The 16466-nt window shown below is 39.5% G+C and carries 20 protein-coding genes and 2 pseudogenes; 6 read left to right on the forward strand and 16 right to left on the reverse strand.

The window, feature by feature from the left end; genetic code table 11:
* The first annotated feature begins 223 nt into the window (after nucleotides 1–223).
* On the forward strand, nucleotides 224–466 hold the full coding sequence (locus tag AC3G2T_RS08165) for a hypothetical protein (RefSeq protein ID WP_474682356.1): 243 nt from the start codon (nucleotides 224–226) through the stop codon (nucleotides 464–466).
* Nucleotides 467–1043: 577 nt separating this feature from the next.
* Here AC3G2T_RS08165 and AC3G2T_RS08170 read toward each other — a convergent pair.
* The 4 genes and pseudogenes from AC3G2T_RS08170 to AC3G2T_RS08185 form a co-directional block, all read right to left on the reverse strand.
* Entirely contained in the window at nucleotides 1044–1382 is a 339-nt protein-coding gene (locus AC3G2T_RS08170; RefSeq protein ID WP_474682355.1) for a DoxX family protein, read from the reverse strand.
* Nucleotides 1383–1429: 47 nt separating this feature from the next.
* On the reverse strand, nucleotides 1430–1855 hold the full coding sequence (locus tag AC3G2T_RS08175) for a MarR family winged helix-turn-helix transcriptional regulator (RefSeq protein ID WP_488435129.1): 426 nt from the start codon (nucleotides 1853–1855) through the stop codon (nucleotides 1430–1432).
* Nucleotides 1856–2023: 168 nt separating this feature from the next.
* Nucleotides 2024–2983: a DsbA family oxidoreductase gene (locus AC3G2T_RS08180; RefSeq protein WP_488435130.1), complete on the reverse strand. Its 960-nt coding sequence runs from the start codon at nucleotides 2981–2983 to the stop codon at nucleotides 2024–2026.
* Between the two features lie 93 nt (nucleotides 2984–3076).
* Nucleotides 3077–3489: pseudogene (locus tag AC3G2T_RS08185) on the reverse strand (NADPH-dependent FMN reductase).
* 148 nt (nucleotides 3490–3637) lie between these two features.
* Between AC3G2T_RS08185 and AC3G2T_RS08190 the strand changes: the two are divergent.
* Entirely contained in the window at nucleotides 3638–3970 is a 333-nt protein-coding gene (locus tag AC3G2T_RS08190) for a winged helix-turn-helix transcriptional regulator (RefSeq protein ID WP_488435131.1), read from the forward strand.
* A 331-nt stretch (nucleotides 3971–4301) separates the two neighbouring features.
* Here the strand turns inward: AC3G2T_RS08190 and AC3G2T_RS08195 are convergent.
* The 3 genes and pseudogenes from AC3G2T_RS08195 to AC3G2T_RS08205 form a co-directional block, all read right to left on the reverse strand.
* A pseudogene (locus AC3G2T_RS08195) lies at nucleotides 4302–4457 on the reverse strand (IS66 family transposase); the annotation flags it as partial.
* A gap of 51 nt (nucleotides 4458–4508) precedes the next feature.
* Nucleotides 4509–4811 (reverse strand): hypothetical protein, encoded by a 303-nt coding sequence (locus AC3G2T_RS08200; RefSeq protein WP_474682351.1) that lies wholly within the window; start codon nucleotides 4809–4811, stop codon nucleotides 4509–4511.
* A 469-nt stretch (nucleotides 4812–5280) separates the two neighbouring features.
* Nucleotides 5281–5538, reverse strand: coding sequence for a hypothetical protein (locus tag AC3G2T_RS08205; protein WP_474682350.1), 258 nt, complete (start codon nucleotides 5536–5538; stop codon nucleotides 5281–5283).
* Between the two features lie 149 nt (nucleotides 5539–5687).
* On the opposite strand from AC3G2T_RS08205, the gene AC3G2T_RS08210 reads away from it, so the two are divergent.
* A complete protein-coding gene (locus tag AC3G2T_RS08210) occupies nucleotides 5688–5861 on the forward strand; it encodes an Arc family DNA-binding protein (protein ID WP_474682349.1) in 174 nt (57 codons plus the stop codon).
* A gap of 189 nt (nucleotides 5862–6050) precedes the next feature.
* Here the strand turns inward: AC3G2T_RS08210 and AC3G2T_RS08215 are convergent, their stop codons facing one another.
* The 4 genes from AC3G2T_RS08215 to AC3G2T_RS08230 form a co-directional block, all read right to left on the reverse strand.
* A complete protein-coding gene (locus AC3G2T_RS08215) occupies nucleotides 6051–6644 on the reverse strand; it encodes a hypothetical protein (protein WP_488435132.1) in 594 nt (197 codons plus the stop codon).
* A gap of 327 nt (nucleotides 6645–6971) precedes the next feature.
* Nucleotides 6972–7574 carry a class I SAM-dependent methyltransferase gene (locus AC3G2T_RS08220; RefSeq protein WP_474682347.1) on the reverse strand — a complete coding sequence of 201 codons (603 nt, stop codon included), beginning with the start codon at nucleotides 7572–7574 and terminating at the stop codon, nucleotides 6972–6974.
* Between the two features lie 653 nt (nucleotides 7575–8227).
* Nucleotides 8228–8836, reverse strand: a complete 609-nt coding sequence (locus tag AC3G2T_RS08225; RefSeq protein WP_474682346.1) for a hypothetical protein — start codon at nucleotides 8834–8836, stop codon at nucleotides 8228–8230.
* A 24-nt stretch (nucleotides 8837–8860) separates the two neighbouring features.
* Nucleotides 8861–9460 carry a matrixin family metalloprotease gene (locus tag AC3G2T_RS08230; protein ID WP_474682345.1) on the reverse strand — a complete coding sequence of 200 codons (600 nt, stop codon included), beginning with the start codon at nucleotides 9458–9460 and terminating at the stop codon, nucleotides 8861–8863.
* A gap of 679 nt (nucleotides 9461–10139) precedes the next feature.
* Between AC3G2T_RS08230 and AC3G2T_RS08235 the strand changes: the two genes are divergently transcribed.
* The 3 genes from AC3G2T_RS08235 (at nucleotide 10140) to AC3G2T_RS08245 (ending at nucleotide 12679) form a co-directional block, all read left to right on the forward strand.
* Nucleotides 10140–10724: an SH3 domain-containing protein gene (locus tag AC3G2T_RS08235; RefSeq protein ID WP_474682344.1), complete on the forward strand. Its 585-nt coding sequence runs from the start codon at nucleotides 10140–10142 to the stop codon at nucleotides 10722–10724.
* 17 nt (nucleotides 10725–10741) lie between these two features.
* The gene (locus AC3G2T_RS08240) at nucleotides 10742–11458 is read left to right on the forward strand and encodes a hypothetical protein (protein ID WP_474682343.1); all 717 of its coding nucleotides are present in this window, start codon (nucleotides 10742–10744) and stop codon (nucleotides 11456–11458) included.
* Between the two features lie 576 nt (nucleotides 11459–12034).
* Nucleotides 12035–12679: a hypothetical protein gene (locus tag AC3G2T_RS08245; protein WP_474682342.1), complete on the forward strand. Its 645-nt coding sequence runs from the start codon at nucleotides 12035–12037 to the stop codon at nucleotides 12677–12679.
* 104 nt (nucleotides 12680–12783) lie between these two features.
* Here the strand turns inward: AC3G2T_RS08245 and AC3G2T_RS08250 are convergent, their stop codons facing one another.
* From AC3G2T_RS08250 to AC3G2T_RS08270, 5 genes are all read right to left on the reverse strand, one after another.
* Nucleotides 12784–13014, reverse strand: coding sequence for a hypothetical protein (locus AC3G2T_RS08250; protein ID WP_474682341.1), 231 nt, complete (start codon nucleotides 13012–13014; stop codon nucleotides 12784–12786).
* A 164-nt stretch (nucleotides 13015–13178) separates the two neighbouring features.
* Nucleotides 13179–13397, reverse strand: coding sequence for a hypothetical protein (locus AC3G2T_RS08255; protein ID WP_474682340.1), 219 nt, complete (start codon nucleotides 13395–13397; stop codon nucleotides 13179–13181).
* Between the two features lie 263 nt (nucleotides 13398–13660).
* Nucleotides 13661–14488, reverse strand: a complete 828-nt coding sequence (locus AC3G2T_RS08260) for a hypothetical protein (RefSeq protein ID WP_474682339.1) — start codon at nucleotides 14486–14488, stop codon at nucleotides 13661–13663.
* 128 nt (nucleotides 14489–14616) lie between these two features.
* The gene (locus AC3G2T_RS08265; RefSeq protein ID WP_474682338.1) at nucleotides 14617–15798 is read right to left on the reverse strand and encodes a DUF6575 domain-containing protein; all 1182 of its coding nucleotides are present in this window, start codon (nucleotides 15796–15798) and stop codon (nucleotides 14617–14619) included.
* A gap of 15 nt (nucleotides 15799–15813) precedes the next feature.
* Nucleotides 15814–16200: a hypothetical protein gene (locus tag AC3G2T_RS08270; protein WP_488435133.1), complete on the reverse strand. Its 387-nt coding sequence runs from the start codon at nucleotides 16198–16200 to the stop codon at nucleotides 15814–15816.
* Between the last annotated feature and the right edge of the window lie 266 nt (nucleotides 16201–16466).

Raw genomic sequence — 16466 nt, forward strand, 5'->3', positions numbered from 1 at the left:
CACCCAAACCGCAACCATACCACGTGAATGTATCGAAAACCAATGTTCAATTATAATCAAGAATTAGCCAAATTGCTTACAATTATTAATATCTTGTTTCGACATTATTCCTTAATCTCCTCTAACCCGTGACTTATTCATGTCGAAAAATAGGATAATTACGCGACTTTTGTCGTAAGAAATGGAGACCAATTGTAACCTTGATTGGCTTGAGGAATGGTTCATGGGTAAAGCTGCACGTGTTGCATTTACCATTGGGATCAAATTCCCATCCCCTTTACCGATAATGATTCCCGCCACACGTGAAGAAATGGCTATCATGTTGTCCCGTATCGTGAACCTTAACGGCGAGGCGAAAGACATAACGAAATGCAATTTCAGTGATCTGAATGGTGCTTACGCAACCAACAAGATCAAAGCTGGAGAAGCTCTGCTTCGCCATTTCACAATATCACTGCTAGATTAAACAAACCCTTAAACAATCGTTCATGGACTGTGTAAATGCAAAAAGAGGTATCCCTCGGTCATCTTTGATGACTTTGGGGATACTCTCTTCTTGGTGTAAGACGTATCAATTCATAGGCGTATTCGCATTGTTTCATATTTGCAGAATCACGCTTGGCTAGTTAAGTGAACTCGCAACGGCTCTCTTCGGCCACACCAATGACCAGTTCCTAATTTTTGAGTAGCAGCTGCTATTCATAGAGCTCTAAACCGGCAACTTTCTAGTCACCGTAAAAATTCGCCCTATTTATGATACGGCTCAGCTTAACGGGTCTATCGGCGAAAAATGCAAAAGTGAGCTGTCGTAACAGCTCACTTCGGGTTAGGAATAAGGTTGAGCAGCAAGAGCTTTTTCTGACCCTGCACATCTGGTTGAGCTGAGATCTTGAACACTAAAAACGATAGCACGAGTTAGAAACCCATGAGTACAGCACTTAAAACATGAAGATAGTGAAATATTTGGCCCATGATGAAGCTCCTTCATCTGATATTTGATGTACGTACGGCTAGAAATATTTTTATCATCACTAGCTTGCAGACTAAATCAAATGATTCATACTGACGACCACAGACAACAGGCAAAGTACGATAGCCGGTATTGCCTTTGGAAAAGGATCCTTAGCAATAACGAGAAGAATAAAGGTTGCGACAAACATTGTAGCCGCTAGTAAAAATCCTGCAATAACAGCCGCTATTGGAAACCAAATGCCTACAAATAAACCGATTGCGGACGTGATCTCAATAAACCCTGTTAAAAAATTAAAGATGGGAGGCATGCCGAAACGGTTGAACTCATCTGCCATTTTACCGGAAATAATTTTACTCCCAGTAAACATAAAAAATAAGCCGACAATAACTTGCAAAATGATAATAACCAAGAAAATTCCTCATTTCTCGTAGTATTTTACATGCTATAGCATACATCTCACAATTCCTTAACACTCGCATACAGTTTTTCAAGTATAGTTTTCAATTCCTGAATTTCATCGTCACTTAAGTACCTTGTCACGTGCTTGTGTGCTTCGATGACAATCGGCAGGAGTTCTGATTTAAGTGTTATTCCTTTACTGCTCAGGTATAAGTTATGAGATCGTTTATCTGTATCATTTACAATCCGTTTGACGATCCCCTTCTTCTCGAGCGAGTGGATCATTCGAACAACCGTGCTCTGATCTCGGTCGATTGCTTCTGCAAGCTCTTTTTGAGTTGTTGGTCTATCTCCATCTAGAACACTGATAATACCCCATTGCTCTGGCGTCATCTCGTAGGGCTTTAATTGCTTTGTAAAGTAATTGGTCATTTTAACATCCGTACGATGAATCAAAAACCCCGTTATATTGTACAATTCCATAATTTTCACCAATTTATAAAAGTATATGCCATAGCATATAAATTATCTGATATTACTCAATAAGTCAAGTTGGTCCATTTGACCATTCCTAAATTTTAGAAAGGAGCAACTGCCGCGGCATTCGCTCCTAACTTACAAAAGCACTTTATCTGATGCCTTACAAAGCATTTAAACTTGAGAGCCGTTTGCGAGTAGGCCATGTACATCCCTATTCTTTTGAGCTACAACGTACAATTCGCCTAAAATGTGCTTGATATGATATGAATCTTCACGAAGTTCTGAAGCGATAAATTTTTCAACCTCACTGGACTCGACTCCGTACATCACTTCAATTTCCTTAGAAAACAAAAGATGGCTTTCCTCCATCAATTTCGTGAGAGGTCGTACCTTTTTAGGTTTAACTCGATGATCTATGATTTGTTCAAGCGCGTCCACGTAGGTATCCAATGTCCGCGCTCCGACAATCTTGATCCCTTTACCTTCTTCATCGACCATTATGATGGTTGGGAATCCTCTTACACCGAGTCTAGCTACTAAATCAAAGTCTTGTTCTAGCAAATCTTGTGCCTCTTCGAGTTCCGATTCTACAAAAACCTGTTTTCCATCTAGCCCAATTTGGTTGACGATTTCAATGAGTACCTGCTCTTCAGCAATATTCTGATTAAAAGCAAAAACAGCCTCTCTTGCTTTCCGCAAAAATTCATTCTCTTTCCCTTTATGCTTGTTCTGAATGACTTTATATACTCTAGATGGCGGATAAGAAGAGCTTATTGGATTCGTACGCCACAATGTTCCGTCGATTGGCATACGTGAGTGTTGACCCACTTCCTTCCAATGGTGTTCAACATCAGAAGGTTTTTGAATCCCGTTTGAAGAATCCCCGAACCCATGCCAGCTAGCCAATAATCCCCCCATAATAATACTTACATTGAAATACTGGCCATACTGCTGAGTGAATCGATTTAATACGGGTTCGAGCGCCCAACAATGAGAACAGATCGGATCTGTTACGTAATACAACGTTATTTTTTTAATTTGCTGATCCAGATCGAATTTTTGGATTGGATCTTCATCGACAACACCACAGACACCCGTTTCAAGATCACACATCATATTTTGATTGTTCATAATTTGCATCACTTTCTGAAGTTTATTTTTACCGATGGATAGTTTCAAACTTGCTTAACGGTTTGATCCACCGGACTCAAGACAGACTACATGTTATCGCAATGTTTTAAGCGCACTGGACCAGGAAACAACTTGATCCAACATGGTTTCAATTGTGCCCTTGTGATGTGGGCCAGGTTTAAAGGTTCTCATTTCTTCAAAATCAGTGAATAGGTTAAGAGCAGGTTGCGTAGCTACTGTTGCGACTTGTGGTATAGACAAGATCAGGCGAAGCTGCTGAGCTGCGGTGGTTCCTCCAGCTGAACCGTAGCTGACAATACCGGCAGCTTTATTGCGAAACTCCTGACTCAGATAATCGATTGCATTCTTCAAGGCAGAAGTGATGCCACGATTGTATTCTGGAGTAACGAAGATCTTTGATCAGCAATTGTCTTGACCCACTCAGCAACTTGCAAACTTACTCTACCTTGCCTTGTACTTCCTGTAATAATTCCAATTTTTGTCACGTCCAATAACTCCCCTAAAAAATTATTTTTTATAAGAGACATTTGTTAATGTCCTGTACATGGTATTATTATAATACTTAGATAAATTTGAACAAGTACGATCATTTTTCTTACTAAGTATCAAAAAAATACTATTAGGAGAATCATCATGAAATACGATTTTAAACTTGATCAGCTGTGCCCAGCTACCTTCGCCTTTTCGGTGATCGGAGGAAAATGGAATTTACCGATATTGGCGATTTTGAGCGAAAATGACTGCATCAGATACAACGAATTAAAAAGACGTCTTCATGGTATCACAGGAACGACGTTAACCAACTGTCTAAAAGATCTCTGCGATTACGGGATCATTCATAGGGAACAATACAACGAGGTTCCTCCCCGTGTCGAATACTCACTCACTACTTCTGGGAAAGAGCTAGTACCTTTAATTGAATCTGTTGTTGCCTGGGGACAGAAGAATATTAAAGTTACGGAGTAGGATGCCGATTTTGTTTACGAATAGCTGGCCGCAATTTGTATTGCGCGTGGGAACAGCTATTCATCACATATGTTCCCAATATCGAAGACAAACCGTTTTTCTTCAGACGGTCCTACCACAAGTTTTTCGCTGGGAGCGCAAGCAGAACTGATCAAAAAAGGGTCCCTTGCTAACGTTGTATCCGTGCTTGAAAAAATAGCCCCCACCTAGCAGTCAGATGGGAGCGAGTGTATGATGGATGGAGGTTACGTGAGATGGCAAGAGTCTGGTAGTGACGATGACAACGGCCTATTAGGCTCCAATGCTTGCGTCACCTTCAGATCTGCAAGCTGATTACGCTGTAAATAGTCGCGCTTGCCGCTGCTCCCCGTGGGGGACTCGCAAACCACCAATTTTTGCGCCCGATTGCAAATAGCCTGATCGACTGTTCACTACGATTGTTATCGATCTCTAGCCGCCCGTCCTTCAGGAACGAGTTCAGCGTATCCTTGCATAGTAAGCGTCCAGCACCGGCTGGTTAACGTCTGAAACCTTGAAGTTATGTTGTTAAAGTACGGTAATTTTCAATGATCCCCTTCGCTTCAAGTACCTTCCCTGAATTCTCATCAGAAGGCTTATACCCTTTTTTCAATAAGTCAGTGATATACAGTTTGTTATAAATAAAGCAAAAGACCAAACTGGAAACACCAAAAGTGCAACATGCTACAATGAATTGAATAATCGCCCATTTCCAGTCACCTCTAAAAATTGCCGGAAAAAACGAAAAAAAGAATGTAGTCCATGAAAATCCGACTTTACATTCTTTCACATTACCGTCCTGATTGCGTAAATTAATCATCATACCTATAACGCACCCTCTCTAAGTCACATTTAAGATTCATGCATCATCATAAATCCATTGTCCACTTGTTTCTATACCTACAAAGGGGTATTTTTTGTTAATCTTCTCTTCCCGTGAGATGAAGCAAGCCATCGGCGGATTCAGCTGTCATTTCTGGACTAAGTCTATGCCAAAGCTGAAAATTGACCCACAAAGATGACGACTTTATTGGAACTGTGCAGGTACTGCAGAACTTAATTTCTTTGTTAAATGTTGCGGAGAGTAAAAGACGGTCCTACCACAAGTTTTTCGCTGGGAGCGCAAGCAGAACTGATCAAAAAAGGGTCAGCTCAACGGGTCTATCGGCGAAAAATCCGCCGCGGCTTGGTTTTTATATGATACCGATATCCTCTTCGAATAACCTTCAAGAATCTTCTTATGTGTGTTTAGAATTTATCCTCATTTTCCATCACTACTGACAGTCTTCGATTTAAGCTACTCCATCTATCAATCCTTGCCTGTACATAATTTCAATGACTAGTGCCAATTGAGCTTGTTCTTTCTCTTCATAAGAAAATAGTATTGGGTGTTGGTCTATTGGAACATACTTAAAAATCTCTTTCAATAAGGATTGAAGTTCTTTAGATAATTCTTGATATCCCTCATCTTGCTTCAGAACGTTATTCCCAATTTCTTCTGTTCTCATAGCAATAAAATCACGCAAATAAGTTCTAAGACTCTTTATCAACTCAACACTTCCCTTCAAAAGTGACATCAAAGTGAATGCTTGATATTAATCATTGTAAGGTGACGTCACTCAGATGTCAATGTGAGCGTATATCCATCCCATTCATATTGGTATAATATTGACATCACTTTGAAGGGGTATTGGTTTCTATGGCCACAAATAAACGGGTCTTTACCTTGCGATTAGAAGAAGAAAATTTTGAGAAAATCAAAATTATTGCGGATAAAAACAAACGTTCCATTGCCATGCAAATTGAATATCTCATCGAGCAACACATCGATGAATTTGAACGTGAGAATGGGATTATTCAAATTGAAAAGTAATATCAACCTCATTGAATCCTAAACTATAGTTTTTACATCGGTTCGACGAACTTCGGAAACACTTGCACCCAAGCTCCACGCTAGAACAGCTAGATTATAACCCCCAATATAAAAAAGGACACCCTGTTTTCTTATGGGTGCCTTCGAGCAATAGTATTTTCTTACCTTCTGGACATAAAAGACCGATATTCAAGCCGATACGACGAGAGCATCCAGCCTTACGTTCAAGTTGTGACCCCACATAGCATTTGCAAGCGTCTCCGACACTACCGGGTCAATCAGAACAACGTTCTTAAGAAAGAAGAAATTGGCTTCCGCAGCGCACCTCTCATCAATGACTACGGATTGAACTCCTTTGACCATAAAGCTGTCGGGGCTCACACCTCGATCTAGCCGCTGCAGAACCAATGCCTTGCCGGCGTATTCCGAAAGCTGATAGTCAAAGCAGAGCAGGCGTCGTTCCGCATGCACGAGACAGTACGTTTTCTCAGTATTTCTGCCGCTAAAGTAGCGTGTATCTGCCGGAATCGTCTGCAAATCACTCTGATAAAGCTTCAGCAATGTTGCCAATTCTTCCGATGCAAAAAAGGCTCCAGAGGTCGTTAAGAAGAAGTCCGCCTCCAACTTCCGAACTGCTTTATCCATCGTCACCGAAACGACTCGGCCTTCCACATTGAAAGGTGTTCCTACTTGGTAGTAAGTCTCCATCGAAGGAGTAAATACCACGTCGCCATCGACATAGCCGCTGTCTGGATATTCATGGCGAAGCAGAAGATATTTCATCACTTTGATCTCCCCTCTGTACCGGCATAAACTCCGGTCCCGCTTCCGACAAGTAAAGACAAGACAATCCTGTGATCGAGACAACTAACTTCTTGTTTAGCACTAGGCGTCCTCCTTTTAAAAAGTTTAGAATTAGAAAAAGAAATTCAAATTATTCCTTAATAGATTATTAAGTTAAATTGAATAGGTAGCAATAAGTCCATATGTCCATTTTAGGCTTATCGACTCCAATCTGAAATGAGATCGACGTACCTGACATCGAGCACTCTCTCTAAAACCGTTGCCGTCACTTATGATACGTTTCACCGCGCTGTCTGTAACGGCAAGTTACTTTTGAGCATCAAGAATAAACATCGATGCGTCTTGTCCCATGAATATTTTACTTCCGTAATAAAAAGTTTTGGATTGAATATTCTTATACCCAATTTTCGTCATCATGTCGGATAGCTCATCTTGATGAAATCCGTTATGAACGATATCTGACACGATATTTTCATTTTTATTAAAATCTACGATGAGCAAATGTCCTCCTTCATTGAGAACATCAAATAATCTTGATAAAACGAATTCATAATCATCAATATGAAGTAGAACCTGAGCCATAAAAATATAGTTGACACGTAAATCCGATAAGCCTTCCTTTTCAAAATCAAAGCATAATGTATTTGCATTCCGAATATTGAAATCCGAAATTTTTTGCTTGATTTGATTAATCATGTTTGGTGATGTATCCAGAAAAAGCATGGAATGAAAGTCGTTTAACAAGTTCATGCCGACAAGACCGGTTCCGCACCCAAAATCGATAGCATTCTTACTTTTAGCGTCAACTAAATATTCACGAATGGCATCTGATGATACCTTGGCGATTTGGATTCTTTCAGGAGTGTCGTAAATATTAGCGATCATTTCAAACTTATCCGTATTTCCCATGTTCACCTCTCCAATCTGTCTTAATAAAAAGGTTGAGCACAATAAGACTTGCCGTTACTTATGATACGGTTCAGTTTAACGTGTCTATCGGCGACAAATCCGCCGCGGCGCATAATTGCCAACCTTTTAATACCCTATCCAAGGGCTAAACTTTTTCCATATCGAATACGTTATTTATCATTTGCAACACCATAGCCCGATACGCTTTAACAAGCAACAAGACTGGTCTACAAAAAAAACGTAAGGGTACAAATCCCGCTCCGATCATTGCAGATGGGTAGCATAAAGCAATTATTCCCCAAGAACTTCGGGTCAAGGTACAAGCTCGATACGAGACTGTTTCTAAGGTGCCTAACAGAGTCTTTCAAGGCAGCTTCCCCCAATTGTATCATTACATTTAAATAGCCAATCAAATCCACCCTCTTGTAGAACGGATTTGATTGGCTATTTTTTATTAGCTTCACCCTAGGTAAACCGTGCACCAAGGGCATCGGCGCTCGTGTTTAGAATCCGATACCGCGAGGCTCATTGTCAAGTCGAATACGTTGTTTACATGTCTTCGCTGTACAACCCCTTGTCAATCAAGAGGTTTCTAAATACAAGTTTAGATAATTAACGAATGTTGGCGGGGCCCAATTAAGGGTACAAAGTGGTTATTTTAAATTCTTTACTTCATCTAGAACTTGCTTCTTAATATTATTCTTTGCTTGATTTCTTTTAGTATCTTTAGCATCAGTAATATCATCATTTTTGTCCGTATTATCAATGTTATGCTTTCCTAAGTTATTGTTTAAAATTGTGTATTGTCCTTGGCTATTTTTTTTCAAGAATAACAAATACTTTGAACCATCTTTCACTTCTTGATATCCATCTAGTGTAACCTTTTGTTTTCCAAGAGCGGTTTGGTAGTAACCATACGGCTCGAGAACTGAGATTGTAGAACCAGTTGTGAGTGATCCTGATAAAACTTTTTCAATATTAAAATCTGTTATTGTGTAAGTATACTCCAATTCACCATCGGAGAATTTTTTCACGACATTCCTATCAGGTGTTCCTTTTACGATCGCCTTAGCTATTACCACAGCATCTGAATCTTTTTGGAGTTCCTGAGAAGTATTGTATTCTTTAATATAGCTAGCATCCATTGAAACAGTTCCGATTACTGAATTATATTTTACATACCATGTGGCGGAAACTGCCACAATAACTGCAAGGCAACTTGTAAGAACAAGGCTTTTTTTATTGAAAAAATTTATTTTCATAAGTCTCATCTCTCCTTAAATTATTTAATTTCCCCACTTTGCTCGGATACTAGACACATCATATGAAGTTGGGCTATAAATGTTGCTGCCACTACCTATCTCTAAAGTGCTACTCATAACAGAGTTAGTTGTGTCACTATCGGAATGACCCTGTGCAAGTGCATGACCAAATTCGTGGCAAGCTACGGCAACTACCTCATTATACGTTAAATTATGGCTAGTAATGTTATCTTGAGCAAGGGTGACTGTTGAATAAATCCAGCTTTCATTCTCAGTTGCTAATGCAATACCGGCCCAAATGCTTTTGTAATGTCGTGCATAACCACCGACGTTTGGGTCGGCCGGGTATTGTCCAACGTAGGCCTTATCTGGATTTCCAGAAGTATTATTTACATAAGTTATTTTCACTTTCGAACTTGTTGAACTCCATTGATTCTTTCCAGAATCTAAATGTGTCTGGTAGCCATACGAAGATACTGATGAATCATAGTAAACATTAAAAGTTCCGCTGGACCTACCACCTGTATAAGACTTCCCGAATGCTGTTGCCGGAAGTGTAAAGGCCAGGGTTAATCCTAATAAAGTCGTAATAGTAGCAATATACTTCCCTTTTTTTACTTTCATAATATACTCCTCCATATATAATTTTTTCAACACATGGATTATTCTACCATGCCATAAAGTCTATGTACATACAAAATTAGGTAGGGCTTTTCAAGTTCCAAGAGATACCGAAGTTGGTGCAAATGTATCGTTTTTAGAAGACAATGGAGTAGTATTGGGGCTTGTGGTATTCAGTGGTAAATTTTCAAGGGGGACACACTAGTGATGGTAATTTTGCGAAATATTCTTCAGTAAAACTTAATGTTGGATATTTTAATGGCAGTATATTGAATTGATCTGCTAATTTCAAACAGCCCTCACCTTTTTATTAAGATGAGGGCCTGTATTTGTTACGCGGATTTACAACGTTAAGGGAAAATGGATATAAAAACAGCCGATTTTCACCACACTAATGGTGTGTAATCTAGAGTTAATGAAATCGTGTCAAATTATGTTGTGAATTTTTGGAAAAAAATTATTTACATTTTTATCCTACTATGGTTCAATGTACTTGTTAAGTATTTTATTATAAGGATGGGTTGTGGTAAATTGAGTAATTAAATACATTAAGACCAGAGTAACCAGCCACATATTCTCTACCTGTGACTGGAGAATTAAATATAGATAAGACTTTCATTTTCTAGTCTCACCTATAACATTAAATATCTAATGATAATTAGTGAATTTTGGGAGGGTTTGTATGAAAAAGATTCTTATTTGTTTATTTGTTTTATTGCTTGCTCTACCAGTATCAAGTGCCTTTGCTAAAATATACGTCTATGACGTAACTGCAGATAGTTTGAGTGTACGTACTGGCCCTAGTCCATACTATACCAAAATAGCATCCATTTATAAGGGGGCAGATGTAGTCGAGACTTGCCAGTACAGTTCCAATGGTAGTTGTAAAGTAGATACTACTTATAATGGTGTTTCATTTAGAATGGAAAAAGTGTATTATCCAGATTCAAGTGTAGGGTCATATTCTAGTCTTGTGACTGGTTGGATAGTTAGAAAAGAAGGTAGTGTTGAGTACTTAAGAGTAATCAATGTTGCTAAAGTAAGCAAAACTGGTGGAACACCAAGCGATTATGGTGGTTATAACCCTAGCCTTGTTGATCCTTCTTCAACAATAGTCCCAAATGGATCTGATGTCTATTCGATAAACCAGGATGTGATATTTGCAGAAGATACTAATCCTAATGCATGGGTAGTGCGTGGTTGGGGTTATTATGGTCTTCCTCAAGTACACATGAATGGTTGGCATTTGAATGCATATGCTTATTAATAAAGGAGGACACTAAATTGAACAAAAAATATATAATTGTTTCAAGTATAGCTTCGGTTTGCGTATTAGGCGCAATTTATATCGGATTTTTTGGTGGAAATACACAAGTTGAAGCAAGTGCTAATGAGATTGCTTCTAAAGCACTTGATACATTAAAGGTAAGCGGTGTTGAACACATTAAAACAACTTCAAAATCTAGTAAAACGGATCATTACAGAGATGTTAAAGGATTGAGAGAAGTTTCGATCGAATATGGGGCTGATGGTTCTTTAATAAAGAAAACCATTGTGGACAAGGCTGGGGAAAGGGTAACAGTTGTTGGCCCTAAGATTGATGGAAAACAGGAAGCATATACTTGGACATTACCAAAGGATATTGCTGAAGAAAATAAGGAATTATTAAAGGCCTCTTTGTTGGATGAAATAAAAAAAGAACTCGATCAACAATCATGGACTTTTGATGAAAGTGTAAAAACTAAAGAACAGGCAATTGTTAAAAAGCAAGTAAATAAGGACACGAATGAAACTAATATAGTGAAAGTCTATACAGATTCTAAAAATTCATTCCCAAAAAAGAAAGAATCATATCAAGTAGTTGATGGAAGTGAGAAATTGGTTAGTACAGAAGAATATAGTATTGAGAGTGACAATGACGAGGTTTTTGACACATCAAAAATCTCACCGAAAGTAATTCCAGCACCAGTTGCACCTGAAACAACTAAAAAGGGTAATTAAACTTTATCCAACATTAAAACATTTTTCACATATAAAGCCCGGTTTTTCCTTCGTTAAGGATCATTCGGGCTTATATTTTTTCGTTATACCTTCCTAATTATCATTAAAACAATAATAACTATACTTTCACTTGCGTGGATCGCGGCGGTGCCATAAAGTCAGGCAAGCTGGATATCTTCATGGATAGCATTTTGAGGGTTGATGAATCTGTGGTACAGTTGCTTGACGTTCAGGGGTCACCTCGCGAAACGGAAAAAATCGTACGTTAAGAGTTGGTCCGTCTGCTCAGTATGGATAAAGGTAATGCTCACCTTAACCAATAGGGTGAGCTTTCTTTTTATGGGAACAAGCACATAGAAAGCAACTCATCATTCACACTCCCCGTATGAAGCAATGGCTGTTAAAGTTCAGACACCTCTAATCTGTATTAGTATCGTAATATTACGTTTATACAGCTTAACGATACGGGGTGAACATGATGAGAAGAAAACAAGAACGACTCAAAGACGGAACGAGTAAATTCACGCCCAGCAAGGTAGCGGCACTGGCGAAATGGAATAACCACTTCTGGACAAGATGATTGATGACGGTACACCTGCAAAGGAATTGGTGGAGTGGTGTAGCAAGAATGGTTTCTCAATCAGCCTACCCACCATGTACACTTATATGAAGCAGCGTAGAGAAGCGGTGGTCAATGACCTCACGATGGAGCTGCTGAACCCGAAGAACGATGCGGATTCATTGAGAAAGGCTCTGGAGGATGCATCCCGGAAGGGCGGCGAGCAGACCAAGGACAACCGTGCTGAAGATCGGGCGAAGGCCAAGCAGATCATGATGGAAGCTATGGAGCAGGTCAGCACAAAGCAGATCAAGCACGACCTGGAGCTGTTGGACGAAGTGATTCAAAAAGGCTTCAAGACACTGAACATGATGGAAGTGATCAGTCCAGTCACAGCCATCAGAGCTATCGAGATGAAGCACAAGCTTTTCAATGGCGGTACAGGTGGTCACACGCTCTACGGCCTAGAGGAGATCAAGGTACATGAGGCAGCAAGAGAGAAAGCTATCATCGCATGCTTATTGGAGTTTATCCCGGAGGAACAGCGCGAGGCAGCTGTGAGGCTTATGGACGATGTGACACGAGCTTATTATGAGTCGATTGGCTTGGGTGAGGCATATGCGCAGATGGAAGCGAAGGAGGCACTGGAAGATCATGCATGATGAAAGGAGAACGCCTGTGATAGACGTCCTCCCTTGATTTGGCTTGCTGGAGCGTGTATGAGGGCATGCTTCCTCGAATTTATTTATATGGCTCTCAAGTTAGCTCAGGCCATCCTTGAAATACGAACACACGCTTGGTAAACTATTAACAAACATACGTTCGAATTCAGTTTCATATCAACGTCGTTGTAATTGCAAAAATACATCTCTTCGTGGAAGCCGAATTTCGCCTTATACAGAACCGTGCAGCCGATGCCGTCAAGATCGGTTTCCCGTCCAAAGTCAAAAGCTCCCTGTTCAAGTACCGATTTGAGGTTTTCTTTATGCGTATTCAATATGGGTCAACCCCTTCGATATGATACGCCTTATGTCGCGGGGCTAATTCATTTTGTGACGCAAAAAAGCGCCGGGGGGTTAGCCCGACGCCTACGATTATAATTTTTCAATCAATTCTTCTGCTTCCCTTAGTTCGTCACTATCAAAGTGCTCTTTATATTTCCTATAATTTCATTGCTTCCTGTCTACTATTCGCCGCATTTGTTTCGTATATGGTCAGGTATTCTTGCGCATCCCGTAGCTGGTATTTAACTGATTTTGTTTGTGGTGCGTTCCTAAAGCCGTTCACAAGGTTTTCTTTATCTTCTGCTTGGCTTCTGTTTATTTCATAATTCCGCACATGGTCGCGAATATCATCAACAATCTGTGAAGCGATAGACATTTAATCTTCCCCTTTCAATATGTATACGGTAATGTTACCACAATTTGGGTGGTAGATATGAAAATTTCGCCGTCACTTCTGGCATTATTCCCCCAATCAACCTAATCGCCCGATCACCTGCTTCAGCAGAGCACAAGCATTGGTTGGTGCGGATAGGTCATTAGCCGGAGTCGCTTCCATCGACATATGACAAAAGGGCTTTTCCTTTGTCCGGAAAAGCCCTCTATTAAGTCAAAAAATTACGCTTATTTTTTGAGTGATACTCAATCTTTGTTTGACTTATTTAAACCTAGAAACTTTACAAAAGAAGGTATACAAACCCCTTCCAGTGCACAAAGGAATAATGGAAAATCACCATGCAACCTTCTAAACTCGCGGTTTATAATTATACCAACTATTTCGCCAAATTCAATCATACGATTCGTCCGTTCGGCAAGATATGGCATGAGCTCTTCATGGTTTCTTTCTCCTCCTGAGGTATAATCGGCAAGAGTACCATTGCTATCAAATGGCCCTAGTTTGTATCCCCTGTCATCAGAAAGCAATGAAATTTGTTTTCCATTATGGATTATAAAGTCTCGAATCTCTCTCACTAAATGAAACTCCGATTTAATGTTCTTCAGTAGACTGATTAAATCTTCGGGGAAGTAGCTTTCTGCCCTTGGATTCGTTTCAGCGTACGTTATTAAATCATTAAGCGAATCAAAGGGGATTTGTCCTATCCGTCCTTCTTCAACTGCAAGCCTCAATACCTTGGACATGAAGTCATATATAGAGCGGAGATTTGTGAAGTATTTTTCTATCAGTTCCATAACGTACAAGAAATCTTTATGAGGTAATTCCCCAAGGTTTTCAAAGGTGAACTGAATCATATCATTAAGAATTGCTAATCCATGAATATCGTGTACCATTGCTGTTCTTGCCTCTTTTACCAGGCCTTGATAATTTGGACGTAACCTGTATACATCCCCTTGTAGAGGGCTAAGTATACAATCCAAGACACTTACAAGAAACAACCCCAGCACACTATCATCAGCTTCTAGATCTTCTGCACTCCAACCAATACTAGTACCCTTATTTACTATAAGCATTTTCAACACCCCTTAGGTTCATACTCACTCAAATTTTTCGCCGTCACTTATGGTACGGTTATCCGTGCTGTCTGTAACGGCATGATTTAGAGCTACAACCAAAAAAACTAGATCATCATTTAAAGAATCTAGTTTTTTATTTCTTTTATATTTAAAAGCGAATAGAATATCTTTTCTTCACTCGTTGCTGGGTTTATTTCAATGGTTTCCTCAATCTCAGCAAGAACATTATATGCGGGAACTTTAAAGAAAACGCCTCTGGCCACATGATCTAACAGATCATCAGATAAAGTGCCTTTGTAAGTCTCCCCTTCAATTGATACAAATTCAAAACTGGAACGCTTCTTACTGACACCTATTAAGCGAAGCTCCCCCATCAACTCCAATTTTTGAACAGCATCCTCCCCCTCTAAATTCATAATGCATATAGCAGAACGAATATCTTGAACTGACAAACTTGCTATCCTTTTCTCTCTGAATGGTGATCCCCACTCTGCTTTGAACGAAATATTCGCTTGCTCAAGCGCCTGTAGAAAAAAACGATACCTTGCAATAGCTCTACTTTGCAGCTTCTTTAGTATAGCCAGCAGGTCTTCTTTCTTAGCACCCGCTTCTATTAAGTCCATTAATATATTCAATGCATCATGTACTGAGGTAGGAATTAAACCACTATGCTTTGCCTCCAACCTTATCCCTACAGAAGCTGCAAAATTACCGGCATAGTACATGGTAACTTCTTCTTTTGTAGATGCTGGGATTCTTCCTCTTGTTGCAGCATCCTTATGAGCCAATGTCTCTAATACTCCTTGAGAGCGGAGTAATATCAGACCTAGGTCATTCGCCGGAAGCGTTTGAGAGTGATGGCCATCATTTAAGTAAAGTAAAAAGACATCCCTGAAGGTTTGTTCGGCATCTCTGGCTGCATCCAACTCTAGGACAGGTAAACGCCTTTCTGGAAGACTCAATACAACGTCCTTTGCTGGTAAATCATTCTCACCCAACTCATGACAATAACGTATTACTGCTGTACCTTTTGATTCATCAAACGGGGTTGTAATCTCCCAAATCCACCCCTGCTCTGCTAATAATAAAGAATCTCTCAATGAAATTTTTCCAGTTCGTACAAACTCAACTCGTAAATCAGTTGAGGGTATAAGAAACCATTTTTCACTGAATTCATCATCATCCACAAGGTGAACAACATATTTCAAGTTCGTCTTATCAGCACATAAAAAAATGTACGGTCTATCATAAAACAAAAAATATTCAATAACATTCATAACTCCAATAGGTGTAATGAAGGATTCCATATGGCTCCCCCCTTGTTAGATTACGCTAAAATGGTTTGTAACGTCTTTATCTTTAAAAATCCAATATGTTAAGTGCGATGTTCTTTCCTCTACTGGTGTATTTCTAACCCTTCCATACTCTGGATTAGTTTTTCCGACGGCTATTCTTTTCTTTGGAAGGTTATTGCGTTGAAAGTAGATAGAACCCGCCAGCACTTCATTCTGTTGGACAGCATCGTCATATAATTCAAAGATAGATAACCCGCATGCCTGGCATAAGTCGCCCCTTATTTTACGTCCTTGCTGAGATAAGGAGATAAAATCGCTTTCCAAAGGGGGATTATTGTCAACCAAACGAAAAACTTCTGCTGACTTCTCTTCAGCATTAATTGGACAGCCTTCAGGGAAATGTTCCGGCCACATTAACAGTATCCTCCAGATGGGTAAAATATTAAACATGAAACATTTCAATATTTTACCATGGGAAACATTATAAATATAGTATATTGGTACTATTTTATAATATGTCAGTATTTTGTAACTAATTCTAAAATCAAACTACCAAGTAGACATAGTGACGTATAAACGAATAGCCGTAATAAACTAACAGCAGATCAGCTAATTCTTCAAAACTCCAAAAAAACCTTCGACAGAAACGGCATTAACAGCTTCGAAAGTACAAACGTTTG

It is taken from the genome of Paenibacillus sp. sgz302191, from assembly GCF_057749925.1.

Excerpts from the sequence above, each read along its gene's own strand:
- AC3G2T_RS08165 (WP_474682356.1), top strand. The coding sequence starts at position 224 with ATGGGTAAAGCTGCACGTGTTGCATTTACCATTGGGATCAAATTCCCA.
- AC3G2T_RS08175 (WP_488435129.1), bottom strand. The coding sequence starts at position 1,855 with ATGGAATTGTACAATATAACGGGGTTTTTGATTCATCGTACGGATGTT.
- AC3G2T_RS08180 (WP_488435130.1), bottom strand. The coding sequence starts at position 2,983 with ATGAACAATCAAAATATGATGTGTGATCTTGAAACGGGTGTCTGTGGT.
- AC3G2T_RS08190 (WP_488435131.1), top strand. The coding sequence starts at position 3,638 with ATGAAATACGATTTTAAACTTGATCAGCTGTGCCCAGCTACCTTCGCC.
- AC3G2T_RS08200 (WP_474682351.1), bottom strand. The coding sequence starts at position 4,811 with ATGATGATTAATTTACGCAATCAGGACGGTAATGTGAAAGAATGTAAA.
- AC3G2T_RS08210 (WP_474682349.1), top strand. The coding sequence starts at position 5,688 with ATGGCCACAAATAAACGGGTCTTTACCTTGCGATTAGAAGAAGAAAAT.
- AC3G2T_RS08215 (WP_488435132.1), bottom strand. The coding sequence starts at position 6,644 with ATGAAATATCTTCTGCTTCGCCATGAATATCCAGACAGCGGCTATGTC.
- AC3G2T_RS08220 (WP_474682347.1), bottom strand. The coding sequence starts at position 7,574 with ATGGGAAATACGGATAAGTTTGAAATGATCGCTAATATTTACGACACT.
- AC3G2T_RS08225 (WP_474682346.1), bottom strand. The coding sequence starts at position 8,836 with ATGAAAATAAATTTTTTCAATAAAAAAAGCCTTGTTCTTACAAGTTGC.
- AC3G2T_RS08230 (WP_474682345.1), bottom strand. The coding sequence starts at position 9,460 with ATGAAAGTAAAAAAAGGGAAGTATATTGCTACTATTACGACTTTATTA.
- AC3G2T_RS08235 (WP_474682344.1), top strand. The coding sequence starts at position 10,140 with ATGAAAAAGATTCTTATTTGTTTATTTGTTTTATTGCTTGCTCTACCA.
- AC3G2T_RS08245 (WP_474682342.1), top strand. The coding sequence starts at position 12,035 with ATGATTGATGACGGTACACCTGCAAAGGAATTGGTGGAGTGGTGTAGC.
- AC3G2T_RS08255 (WP_474682340.1), bottom strand. The coding sequence starts at position 13,397 with ATGTCTATCGCTTCACAGATTGTTGATGATATTCGCGACCATGTGCGG.
- AC3G2T_RS08260 (WP_474682339.1), bottom strand. The coding sequence starts at position 14,488 with ATGCTTATAGTAAATAAGGGTACTAGTATTGGTTGGAGTGCAGAAGAT.
- AC3G2T_RS08265 (WP_474682338.1), bottom strand. The coding sequence starts at position 15,798 with ATGGAATCCTTCATTACACCTATTGGAGTTATGAATGTTATTGAATAT.
- AC3G2T_RS08270 (WP_488435133.1), bottom strand. The coding sequence starts at position 16,200 with ATGTGGCCGGAACATTTCCCTGAAGGCTGTCCAATTAATGCTGAAGAG.